The organism is Ruminococcus sp. B05, from assembly GCF_003628495.1.
Taxonomy (GTDB): domain Bacteria; phylum Bacillota; class Clostridia; order Lachnospirales; family Lachnospiraceae; genus Schaedlerella; species Schaedlerella hominis.
On the sequence record NZ_RBZR01000001.1, the window covers coordinates 390,651 to 403,428 of the forward strand.

At 35.6% G+C, this 12,778-nt stretch carries 9 protein-coding genes; 6 read left to right on the top strand and 3 right to left on the bottom strand.

The annotated features are described in order from the left end of the window. Positions 1–55: 55 nt before the first annotated feature. Positions 56–253: a cold shock domain-containing protein gene (locus tag D8Q48_RS01575; protein ID WP_022075845.1), complete on the bottom strand. Its 198-nt coding sequence runs from the start codon at positions 251–253 to the stop codon at positions 56–58. A gap of 282 nt (positions 254–535) precedes the next feature. Here D8Q48_RS01575 and D8Q48_RS01580 point away from each other — a divergent pair, with 282 nt between their 5' ends. Genes D8Q48_RS01580 through greA form a run of 4 tightly spaced genes read left to right on the top strand, consistent with a single transcriptional unit; the run spans position 536 to position 4,810 of the window. Beyond that, complete coding sequence (locus D8Q48_RS01580; RefSeq protein WP_117989056.1) at positions 536–979, top strand: NfeD family protein; 444 nt, start codon at positions 536–538, stop codon at positions 977–979. Between the two features lie 2 nt (positions 980–981). Next, positions 982–1,920: an SPFH domain-containing protein gene (locus D8Q48_RS01585; protein WP_121055174.1), complete on the top strand. Its 939-nt coding sequence runs from the start codon at positions 982–984 to the stop codon at positions 1,918–1,920. A 9-nt stretch (positions 1,921–1,929) separates the two neighbouring features. Further along, the gene (locus D8Q48_RS01590) at positions 1,930–4,305 is read left to right on the top strand and encodes an ATP-dependent DNA helicase (protein ID WP_191855099.1); all 2,376 of its coding nucleotides are present in this window, start codon (positions 1,930–1,932) and stop codon (positions 4,303–4,305) included. 1 nt (position 4,306) lies between these two features. Continuing rightward, positions 4,307–4,810, top strand: a complete 504-nt coding sequence (gene greA / locus D8Q48_RS01595; RefSeq protein ID WP_117989053.1) for a transcription elongation factor GreA — start codon at positions 4,307–4,309, stop codon at positions 4,808–4,810. Between the two features lie 55 nt (positions 4,811–4,865). Here the strand turns inward: greA and D8Q48_RS01600 are convergent, their stop codons facing one another. Continuing rightward, positions 4,866–9,116: a 2-hydroxyacyl-CoA dehydratase gene (locus tag D8Q48_RS01600; protein WP_121055178.1), complete on the bottom strand. Its 4,251-nt coding sequence runs from the start codon at positions 9,114–9,116 to the stop codon at positions 4,866–4,868. 314 nt (positions 9,117–9,430) lie between these two features. On the opposite strand from D8Q48_RS01600, the gene D8Q48_RS01605 reads away from it, so the two are divergent. Together D8Q48_RS01605 and pyk are read left to right on the top strand one after the other, a co-directional pair. Beyond that, the gene (locus tag D8Q48_RS01605; RefSeq protein ID WP_117989051.1) at positions 9,431–10,255 is read left to right on the top strand and encodes a rhomboid family intramembrane serine protease; all 825 of its coding nucleotides are present in this window, start codon (positions 9,431–9,433) and stop codon (positions 10,253–10,255) included. Positions 10,256–10,282: 27 nt separating this feature from the next. Further along, positions 10,283–11,722 carry a pyruvate kinase gene (gene pyk, locus D8Q48_RS01610; RefSeq protein WP_117989050.1) on the top strand — a complete coding sequence of 480 codons (1,440 nt, stop codon included), beginning with the start codon at positions 10,283–10,285 and terminating at the stop codon, positions 11,720–11,722. Between the two features lie 92 nt (positions 11,723–11,814). On the opposite strand, the gene D8Q48_RS01615 is transcribed toward pyk, so the two are convergent. Further along, positions 11,815–12,690, bottom strand: coding sequence for a LysR family transcriptional regulator (locus D8Q48_RS01615; RefSeq protein WP_347562274.1), 876 nt, complete (start codon positions 12,688–12,690; stop codon positions 11,815–11,817). Between the last annotated feature and the right edge of the window lie 88 nt (positions 12,691–12,778).

Genomic DNA, 12,778 nt, shown 5'->3' on the forward strand with positions numbered 1-12,778 from the left:
AATATTAAATCTCGTCATAAATTTATATAATTAAAAGGTACATAAAAAAATCTGATTAAAGTTTTACTACGTTTGTAGCCTGTGGTCCTTTAGCGCCTTCTGTTACATCAAATTCAACAGCCTGACCTTCTTCTAAAGATTTGAACCCATCCATAACTAATCCTGAATAGTGAACGAATACGTCATTTCCTTCAGCATCTGAGATGAATCCGTACCCTTTTTGGTTATTAAACCATTTTACTGTACCTGTCATTGCCTGACCCTCCATAAAAATTTAAAAAATAGTAGTATGTTTGTTCTTATCTTTGAACAATACTTGTTTATTTTAGCATATTTAACAATAAAAGTCAATTGAATTATTTTACTATTCGTAAAAATGTACAAATCCATTCAAAAAAATTTCCCTACAATGTAGAGAAAAAGAAAAATCGATGCATTTATAATAAAAGTATTGTATAATTAGAACTAACAGAATAAGATATCATTAATATGATACTTATGATCAATATACCAGAATAAGAGAGAAGGGAGTAAAATGAAAGAAGAGATTTTTATATGGCTTGGATTGTTGATTGTATTTTTAATCATTGAGATTATTACTGTCGGACTTACAACGATCTGGATGGCAGGAGGAACTTTAGTAGCGTTAATTATATGTCTGGCAGGTTTAAATTTATGGTGTCAGATTATATCCTTTTTAATTGTATCCTTTATCTTATTATTATTTACAAGACCATTTGCTATGAAATACATAAATTGTCATCATGAAAAAACCAATTATGAACAAATAATTGGAAAAGTGGTTAAAATCACAAAAAAAGTAGATAATTTAGAAGAAACGGGTGCAGCTGTCGTTAATGGTTTAGAATGGACCGCACGTACAAAAAATACCGGAGAAATTTTAAATCCGGGAGATTTTGCAAAAGTGGTTGAAATTTCAGGTGTAAAATTAATTGTTGAAAAATATCAGGAGGGATAAAAATGTTTGGATTTTTAGTACTTATCATCATTTTAATTATTGTACTTTTCGTACTTATTTCATGTGTCAAGATTGTTCCCCAGGCTCATGCCTACGTTCTTGAGCGTCTTGGTGGATATAAAGAAACATGGAGTGTGGGTATTCATTTCAAAATGCCAATTTTAGATCGAGTAGCAAGGAGAGTTTCTTTAAAAGAGCAAGTTGTTGATTTTGAACCGCAAGCGGTTATTACGAAAGATAATGTAACAATGCAGATTGATACGGTTGTCTTTTTCCAAATTACAGATCCCAAAAAATACGCATACGGAGTAGAGAATCCAATCGCGGCAATCGAGAACCTGACCGCTACAACCTTGCGTAACATTATTGGAGATTTAGAATTAGATGAAACCTTAACATCCCGTGAGACAATCAATACAAAAATGCGTACAATACTTGATATTGCTACGGATGAATGGGGAATTAAAGTAAACAGAGTAGAATTAAAGAATATCATGCCTCCTAAAGCTATTCAGGATGCTATGGAAAAACAAATGAAAGCGGAGCGTGAACGAAGAGAAGCCATCCTGCGTGCTGAAGGTGAAAAGAAATCTACAATTCTTGTTGCAGAAGGTGAAAAAGAATCTGTTATTCTGGAGGCAGAAGCTGCAAAACAAGCTGCAATCTTAAAAGCTGAGGCAGAAAAGCAGAAACGGATCAAAGAGGCAGAAGGTCAGGCCGAAGCAATTCGCTCTGTACAAAAAGCTACAGCAGAAGGTATTGAATTTATCAAGGCAGCCGGAGCTGATGATGCCGTTTTAACATTAAAGAGTCTGGAGGCATTTGCAAAAGCAGCAGACGGTAAATCCACAAAAATTATTATTCCATCAGATTTACAAGGAATTGCAGGACTCACAAAAACAATTTCAGAGATTGCAAGAACAGAAAAAGCAGAAGAGTAGATAATTATAATGGAAGAACCTATCATAAAGATTTCCGTCCGCAATCTAGTAGAATTCATATTGCGGACGGGTGATATAGACAATCGGACATCTGGCAGTCTGGAGAGGGATGCAATGTTGCAAGGGAGCAGATTGCATCGGAAAATTCAACGCAGAATGGGAGCAGATTATCATGCCGAAGTAGCATTAAAAACAGAAGTTGTTTGTACAGACTTTTTACTTTTGATTGAAGGAAGGGCAGATGGTATTATTGAAAATGATTCTGGAATCTGCATAGACGAAATAAAAGGAACTATACGCGATTTATCTCATATAACAGAACCGATAGGCGTCCACCTTGCTCAGGCAAAGTGTTACGCCTATATCTATGCCACACAACAACATTTGACGAATATTGATGTGCAAATGACATATTGTCACTTGGAAACAGAAGAAATAAAACGTTTTAAGCAAAATTTTTTGTTTGATGATCTTGAAAAATGGTTTAACGAATTAATTCACGCATATGAAAAATGGGCAAAATTTCAAATTCAATGGAAAAAAGAACGTAATCGTACAATTCAAAAAACAGAATTTCCATTTTCATATAGAGAAGGACAACATGAAGTGGTATCTTCTGTATATCGTACGATACTTCGCAAAAAAAATTTGTTTATCCAGGCCCCAACCGGAATCGGAAAAACTATGGCTACAATTTTCCCAGCTATTCGTGCAATAGGCGAAGGACTGGGAGAAAAAATATTTTATCTGACAGCAAAAACAATCACAAAAACCGTAGCGGAGCAAGCTTTTTATATACTTCGCAAGAACGGATTAAGATGGAAATCTGTCACAATTAATGCAAAAGAAAAAATTTGTTTATGCGAAGAAACAATTTGTAATCCTGAGGAATGTCCTTATGCAAAAGGACATTTTGACCGTGTAAATGATGCTGTATTTGAATTAATCAGTACAAGAGATGAATGTACGAGAGAAGTTATAGAAGAACAGGCAAGAAAATACCATGTATGCCCATTTGAGATGTCACTTGATGTCAGTGAATGGATGGATGCAATTATTTGTGACTATAATTATGTGTTTGATCCAGACGCTCATTTAAAACGTTTTTTCTCAGAAGGTGGAACAGGAGAGTATTTGTTCTTAATTGACGAAGCACATAACCTTGTTGAGCGCGGTCGGGAAATGTATAGCGCTACACTTTACAAAGAAGATTTTTTATCTATGAAAAAAATATTCCGAAGTGACGCCCCGAAACTTGCAAAACGTCTGGATGAATGTAATAAACAACTCTTGGCATTAAAACGTGAATGTGAAACATATCAAGTGATAGATAATGTTTCACACATTGCCTTAAAGTGCTTAAATATTCTAGGAGAAATAGAAAACTATTTTGATGAACAGCCTTCTCCTGAAAAAAAAGATGCACTTCTTGATTTTTATTTTCAGATTCGTTCATTCATTAATATCCATGATATTTTGGATGAAAATTATTTAATCTATACGGAAATGGAACCAGACGGTCGTTTTAAATTAAAATTATTTTGTGTAAATCCGGCAGCGAATCTACAACGCTTTTTAGAATATGGGAACAGTACAATTTATTTTTCGGCAACATTTTTACCTGTTTTTTATTACAAAAACTTACTTAGTGTCAATCCCGATGATTACGCAATTTATGCAAAATCTACATTTCCAGAAAAAAATAAACTTCTCTTATTGGCAGAGGATGTGAGTACTAAATATACATTGCGTGGACCTGAAATGTATCAGAAAATCGCACGATATATTCAAAATATTGTATCTGTCCAACAAGGAAATTACATGGTATTTTTCCCTTCTTATCGCATGTTAGAAGAGGTTTACGAACAGTTTGTTAATCTTCCTGCATCTTCGATAAATAATTCTGTAGAATGCATTCTTCAATCACAGTATATGAATGAAATTGAACGTGAAGAGTTTTTGAATTGTTTTGAAAGCCAGAACGATAGAACCTTAATTGGTTTTTGTGTGATGGGAGGAATTTTTTCGGAGGGAATTGATCTAGCTGAAGATCGCTTAATCGGAGCAATTATTGTTGGAACCGGACTGCCCCAGGTATGTAATGAAAGAGAATTATTGAAACAATATTTTGATGCAAAAAAAATGTCGGGATTTGATTTTGCTTACTTATATCCGGGAATGAATAAAGTATTGCAATCTGCAGGACGTGTAATCCGTACAGAATCAGACAAAGGAGTTATTGTATTACTTGATGTAAGATTTTTAGACTATCGATATCAAGCTATATTTCCGCGTGAATGGAAACAGTACCAATTATGTCAGTTGAATCATGTGACTGACACTGTAGCCGCCTTTTGGCAGGATAAAAATAAGGAGAGAATCTAAAATGCGTGATAAATTAACTAAAAGCGATGTTAAAAAAATAGAGGAAGAAATTGAATACAGAAAATTAGTTGTCAGAAAAGAAGCCATTGAAGCAGTAAAAGAGGCTCGTGCCCATGGCGATTTGAGTGAAAATTTTGAGTATCATGCTGCTAAAAAAGATAAAAATAAAAACGAAAGCAGAATTCGTTATCTGGAAAGGATGCTGAAAACGGCCATTATTGTCGATGACAGTTCAAAAGATGATGAAGTCGGAATTAATAATACTGTAGAATTATACATGGAAGATGATGACGAAATAGAGACCTACAGACTTGTCACTTCTGTACGAGGCAGTTCAATTCAAGGATTGATCAGTATTGATTCTCCTCTTGGAAAAGCAATTTTAGGACATAAACTAAACGACAGAGTATATATTCAGGTAAACGATAATTTCGGCTATTATGCAATTATTAAAAAAATTATAAACACTCAAAATGATGAAAATGATGAGCTTCGCAAATTCTAAATATTGAAATAAAAAATAGGAAGTTTCCACTATATTTCGGGAAACTTCCTATCTTTTATGCCTGTTCTTTTTCTAAGTTTTTATTTGCTGTCGATAACATCAATTTAATTCTGTTCAACTGATTTACCTCACTTGCACCTGGGTCATAATCAATCGCAACAATGTTGGACTGCGGATATAATCTACGAAGTTCTTTAATTACACCTTTTCCAACTACATGATTTGGAAGACATGCAAATGGCTGCGTACAAACGATATTTCCAGCTCCACTGTGTATCAGTTCTAACATTTCTCCTGTTAAGAACCACCCCTCACCAGTTTGATTTCCAATAGATACGATGTCGGATGCCATATTTGCCAACTCTTCAATACGAGCCGGTGGATTAAAATGCTTACTTGCTTTAAACGCTTCGGTTGCCGGAAGCCTAAACCATTCTAATACTTTAATTCCTATATTTGCAATTCGTGCTTTGGATTTCTTAAATCCAAGGTGTGATGCTTTAAAATTCTGATTATAAAAACAATACTGTAAGAAATCCAGCAAGTCCGGGACAACTGCCTCAGCGCCTTCTGCCTCAAGTAATTCAACAAGATGATTATTTGCAGCAGGAAGGAATTTAACAAGAATCTCGCCAACAACTCCTACACGAGGTTTTTTCACATCTAAAGTTTCAATGTTATCAAAATCTTCTATAATACTGCGGCAAAGTTGTTTGAATTTTCTTCTTGAAGGATATCCTTCTGAGACAAATTTCTTACAAACTTCTGCCCATTTTTTATGTATTGCATCTGTTGTGCCTGGCACAGCTTCATAAGGACGCATGCGATATACACATTTCATGAAAATATCACCAAATACAACTCCATAAATTCCGCGAAGAGCAAGAGAAGGAGTAATCTTAAATCCAGGATTTGCCTCCAGTCCGCTTAAGTTGATAGAGATAACCGGAATATTTGCATATCCGGCTTTTTTTAAGGCACGACGGATAAATCCAATATAGTTGGAAGCTCGACATCCTCCACCTGTCTGACTTATGATCACTGCAAGATGATCGGTATCATATTTTCCAGATAAAATAGCATCCATAATTTGTCCTACTACCATAAGTGATGGATAACATGCATCATTATTTACATATTTCAAGCCAACATCTACAGCCTGTTTATTATCATTTGGAAGCACTTCCAATTTATAACCTGCTGCTTTAAATGCAGGCTCAACAATCTCGAAATGAATCGGAGACATCTGTGGACAAAGGATTGTATATGTTGCTCGCATTTCTTTTGTAAATGTAACTTTATCGATTGATGCCGGCTTAATATCGCGTTTTGTATTTCTCTGTTCGCGAACACGAATTGCAGCAAGTAGAGAACGAATACGGATTCTTGCAGCACCTAAGTTGTTTACTTCATCAATTTTTAAGGAAGTATAAATTTTATCTGAATTTGTTAAAATTTCTGCAACTTGATCCGTTGTTACTGCATCCAATCCACAACCGAATGAATTAAGCTGGATCAAATCCAGATTATCTACTGTTTTTACATAATTTGCAGCTGCATATAAACGAGAATGATACATCCACTGATCCATTACATTTAACGGGCGTTCTACGGGATTCAAATGTGAAATAGAGTCCTCTGTTAAAACAGCCATATTATAAGAATTAATCAGTTCTGGAATACCATGATTAACCTCCGGGTCTATATGGTATGGACGACCTGCAAGCACAATTCCTCTGTTTCCTGTTTCCTTTAAGAACTGTATCGTCTCTTCTCCTTTTTTTCGCATATCATTGCGGCAGGCTGCAAGTTCCTCCCATGCATCATGAACTGCTGCACGTATTTCTTTTTCATCAATTGAAAATTTTTCTCCAAGCTCCTCAACCATTCTATATGCAACAGTTTCTTCGCTTTCCAGACTTAAAAATGGATGAATAAAATCTACCTCTCCCTGAACGATTGGATCCATATTATTCTTAATATTTTCCGGATACGATGTTACGATCGGACAGTTATAATGGTTATTCGCATCAGCAAATTCTTTTCTTTCATATGGAATAGACGGATAGAAAATATACGTTACGCCCTGATTGATCAGCCATTGTACATGCCCATGTGCAAGCTTTGCAGGATAACATTCTGATTCACTTGGAATGGATTCAATACCTAATTCATATATTTTTCTTGTAGAAGCAGGAGAGAGCAGTACAGAAAATCCAAGTTTTGTAAACAATGTAAACCAGAACGGATAGTTCTCATACATATTTAAAACACGAGGGATACCAATCACTCCATGCACAGCTGCATTTGCTTTTAACGGAGTATATCCAAAATAACGTTGCATCTTATATTCAAACAAGTTTGGTAATTTATTTTTTACCTTTTCTTTTCCGAGACCACGTTCACAACGGTTTCCGGTAATAAATTTACGACCGCCACTGAAATGATTGATTGTCAGACGACAGTTATTTGTACATCCTTTACATTTTGTCATAGTAGTAGAATACTCCAAGGCCTCAATATCCTCAATAGAAAGCATTGTCGTACCTTCACATTCAACATAACGTTCACGAGCAATAAGCGCAGCTCCAAAAGCTCCCATGATTCCGGCAATATCCGGACGGATAGCTTCACAATTTGCAATTTTTTCAAAACTTCTTAATACAGCATTATTGTAAAATGTTCCACCCTGTACAACAATATGTTTTCCGAGTTCTGATGCATCCGATACTTTAATTACTTTAAACAACGCATTTTTTATAACCGAATATGCAAGACCTGCCGAAATATCAGATACTTCTGCGCCTTCTTTTTGAGCCTGCTTTACTTTTGAATTCATAAATACTGTACAACGTGTTCCTAAATCAATTGGATTATGTGCATATAATGCTTCCTGTGCAAAATCTTCCACTGAATAATTCAATGATTTTGCAAATGTTTCGATAAATGAACCACATCCTGAAGAACACGCTTCGTTTAATTGTACGCTATCAACGGTCTGATTTTTAATTTTGATACATTTCATATCCTGACCACCGATATCAAGAATACAGTCAACATCCGGTTCAAAAAATGATGCTGCGTAATAGTGTGAAACGGTTTCTACCTCTCCCTCATCTAAGAGAAGTGCTTCTTTAATCAACGCTTCACCATATCCGGTAGAGCAGGAGTGTACAATTTCTACATCTTCCGGCAACTGGCTATATATATCTTTAATAGCAGAAATCGTTGTTCCGAGTGGGTCTCCATCATTATTATGATAAAAAGAATACAAAAGCGTTCCATCGTCACCGACCAAAGCGGCTTTTGTAGTTGTTGAACCTGCATCGATACCTAAAAATACCTTTCCTTTATATGAAGCAAGATCTTTCATTGGCACTTGATGCTGATTATGTCTTGAAATAAATGCATCGTATTCAGCCTTTGATGCAAACAGTGGTTCCATACGATCCACTTCAAATTCCATTTGGATTTTAGCGGCAAGTCGTTCCTGCATTTCACGAAGAGATACCTTCACATCTTTCTTTGAATTCAATGCAGAACCGATAGCAGCAAATAAATGCGAATGCTTAGGTGCGATAATGTGTTCATCATCCAACTTCAGTGTGCGGATAAATGCCTCTTTTAATTCTGACAAGAAATGTAATGGTCCGCCCAAGAAAGCAACGTGACCACGAATTGGTTTACCACAGGCAAGTCCACTGATTGTCTGATTGACTACTGCCTGAAAAATAGAAGCTGCAAGGTCTTCCTTGGAAGCCCCTTCATTGATCAGTGGCTGGATATCTGTTTTGGCAAATACTCCACAACGAGCAGCAATTGAATATAATGCATGGTAATTTTTAGCATATTCGTTTAATCCGGTAGCATCTGTCTGTAACAGAGATGCCATTTGGTCAATAAAGGAACCTGTTCCACCGGCGCAGACTCCATTCATACGCTGTTCTACATTACCGCCTTCAAAATATATGATTTTCGCATCCTCGCCACCTAATTCGATAGCAACATCTGTTTGCGGAGCATAGTCCTGTAATGCCGTTGAAACAGCAATTACCTCTTGTACAAAAGGTACTCCTAAATGTTTAGCGAGCGATAGTCCACCGGAACCGGTAATGACAGGGGACACCTGTATTGGACCCAACTTATAAAGAGCTCTCCCAAGCAGATCAGATAATGTTTCCTGAATATTAGCAAAATGTCGTTCATAATCAGAGAATAATACTTCATTATCTTGATCAAGAACTGCAATTTTAACAGTTGTAGAACCGATGTCAATCCCCAAAGTATATAATTTGTTCAAACTCATAATTATCCTCTTTCTTATATTTTTATAGCTGTTACTTCTTATTAAAATAGTGTAAGCAAAATAACACTACCATACATTATACGACAGGATTTTTAAAAACACAATCGTCATTATGCTGTACGTTTTCCTTCGAAAACAATTTCCCAAAGAAAAAATTGACAAAATTTTCTCAATCCTATCTTATTTACAGAATCTTCACATACTTTTGTTTGACAAACGCACGTTGGGAATGTACAATACACGTATCGGATTTGTACGTATTTAAGTACAATCTTGTTATATGAACGAAAATAATCCATAAAGGAGATGTACATTTGAATTGGTTAGATAAATTAGAAAAGAAATTCGGACGATTTGCAATTCCAAACTTGACGATGTATTTAATTGGAGCATACATTATCGGTTTTGGAATTTATTATTTTTTGCCTGGTTTGTTTAAATGGCTTACACTAGAGCCATACTTTATCTTGAAAGGACAAGTCTGGAGAGTGATATCCTGGGTACTTGTTCCCCCAAGCGGAAGTTTGATTTCTATCATTTTTATTGTACTTTTATATTATTCTCTCGGTACTGCGCTGGAACGGGCATGGGGAACGTTTCGGTATAATGTATATATTTTTTCTGGGATTTTATTTACTGTAATTGGTGCATTTGCATTATACTTTATTGCAGGCACAGGCATGATAGGATATGGAGGGCTTTTCAGCACATACTATATTAACATGTCAATTTTTCTTGCATTTGCAGTAAGTTATCCGGATATGGAACTGTTACTTTATTTTATTATTCCTATTAAGATGAAATGGATGGCTATTTTATATGCTGTATTTATTCTATATGGTTTTATTGCCGGAAATTTCATTTCAAAAGTAGCAATCGCAGCATCATTATTAAACTTTGTTGTATTTTTCCTTTCTACCAAAAAAGGATATTCACCGAAACAGCAGATGCGAAAGAAAAAGTATCAAAAACAGTCCCGCCCGCATATGACTTATTCAAATGGGGCAAGACATCGTTGCGCAGTATGTGGCAGAACAGAATTGGATGATCCGAATCTGGAATTCAGATTCTGTTCAAAATGTAATGGCAATTACGAATATTGCCAGGATCATTTGTTCACACACGAACATGTGAAATAAAGATAGTGTTATAAGGAGATTGAAAAGATGAAGAAGACAAAAGTAGTATGCACAATGGGGCCTAATACAAACAATCCGGAGATTATGCGTGGATTGGTTAAAAATGGAATGAATGTGGCTCGTTTCAATTTTTCACATGGAGATTATGAAGAACATAAAGGTCGTATGGACTTATTAAAGCAGATTCGTGAAGAAGAACACGCAAATGTTGCAATTTTACTTGATACAAAAGGACCAGAAATCCGTACCGGCGTTCTCAAAGATGGTAAAAAAGTACATCTGGAAACTGGTATGGAATTTACTCTCACAACAGAAGATATCATTGGTGATGAGAATCGTGTATCTATTACTTACAAAGGACTGGCTGAAGATGTTGATGCCGGCAAAGTTATTTTAATCGACGATGGTCTGATCGGATTGGAAGTTATTGAAAAATCCGGAAAAGATATCCGTTGTAAAGTAATTAATGGTGGTGACCTCGGCGAACGTAAAGGAGTGAACGTTCCTAACGTGCCAGTAAGACTTCCTGCCATCACAGAAAAAGATAAAGAAGATATCAAATTTGGTGTCAGCCAGGATATTGACTTTATTGCAGCATCCTTCGTTCGTAATGCAGAATGTATTTTAGAGATTCGAGCTTATCTGAAATCTATCAATGCGCCATATATTCCAATCATTGCTAAGATTGAAAATTCAGAAGGTATCGAAAATATTGATGAGATTATACGTGCAGCAGATGGTATCATGGTTGCTCGTGGTGATCTTGGGGTAGAAATTCCAGCAGAAGAAGTTCCATATCTTCAGAAAATGATGATCAATAAATGTAATGATAACTTCAAAACAGTTATCACTGCAACACAGATGTTAGATTCTATGATCCGTAATCCACGTCCAACAAGAGCTGAGGTTACAGATGTTGCAAATGCTGTATATGATGGAACAGACGCAGTAATGCTTTCCGGTGAGACAGCAGCAGGAAAATATCCTATTGAAGCTTTACAGATGATGGTTCACATTATCGAAAGCACCGAAAAACACTTGGATTATGATCTGCTTCTTGGACAGTCTGGAAATCATTTGAAAACTGGTATTTCCGGTGCAATTGGGTACTCTTCAGTACTTGCTGCATCAAATCTGAATGCAAAATGCATCATTACACCATCTGTTTCAGGTGCTACAACAAGAGTTGTTTCTAATCTTCGTCCAAAGCAGAGAATTTTAGGTGTCACACCAAATGAGCGTACAATGCGTAGAATGGCTATTTACTGGGGCGTAGAACCATTGAAATCTTTAGAATTTGATACAACAGAAGATATTACTACAGGAGCAATTGAACTTGCACTTGTAAAAAAATATGTTGAGCCGGGAGATGTTGTTGTATTGACAGCAGGAATTCCTTCACCTAACGTTGAGAAGGGTAGAAACGGTGTAAGTAATACAATGAGAATTGCAGTTGTAGGCGAGTAATCCGAAAAGAAACATTTAGCAAACTATGATTTAATAAAAAAGAATGAAGCAGCTTATCCAAAAGTTGTTTCATTCTTTTTTATTAAAATTTTCTAATTAAAGTAATTTAAAAACTCTACTGCCGCATTGGATAATGGAACTTGCTCATTATATGCGATCACAAGCTCACGTTCAGGCAGTGATTCTTCAGTTTCTACGACAAATAAATCTTCTGATTGTCTGGACAGACAATAATCAGGAATAAATGCAATTCCAAGGCCGATCCTTGCAAGATCTATTAAAAGATCATTACTTGTAAGTTCAATTTCCGGAACAAGATCCAAATGATGCTGCTGGAATAATCGATGTAAAAATTCGCTTGTTGTACTTTGTTTATCCAACATTAAAATAGGATATTTTGACAACTCCTGATATGAAAGTTTCTTCTCTTTTAAATAATCAAAAGAATGATTCGCAATAAACACATCATGGAACTTCTGAATCTTCTTAATCGATGAGACATTACTTAAATATTTATTTGGATAATTGACAACAATCAGATCAACCTGCCCCGTTTCTAATAGTTCTACACATTTAATAGATGTTTGATTGATTACCTTTAAATGTGCATTTGGAAAATCCTGGTGGAATTTTTTTAAATACGGAACAAGAAAATAACGGCAGATTGTATCACTTGCACCAATTCGAATCTGTCCTCCGGTAGATGCTGCATCCATCAACTGTGCCTCACCACGTCGGATTAGATTCATCGCAGGTTCAATATGTCTGAGAAGTATCTCGCCCTCTGGTGTTAATTGTACACGCTTAGTACTACGAATAAATAATGTCTGATCTAATTTCTTCTCCAGTGTTTTTATAGATTGACTGACGGCTGATTGTGAAATGAATAATTGTTTTGAAGCCTCTGAAAAATTTAATGTAGACGCGACATGATAAAATACTTTATACAATTCGTAATTAATATCCATCATTAATTAGTCCTCCTAATAAAAGATACTTATATTATAAAGTAAAAATTATAAAAAAGCAATTAGAAGAACCGTGCAAATTTAAGCA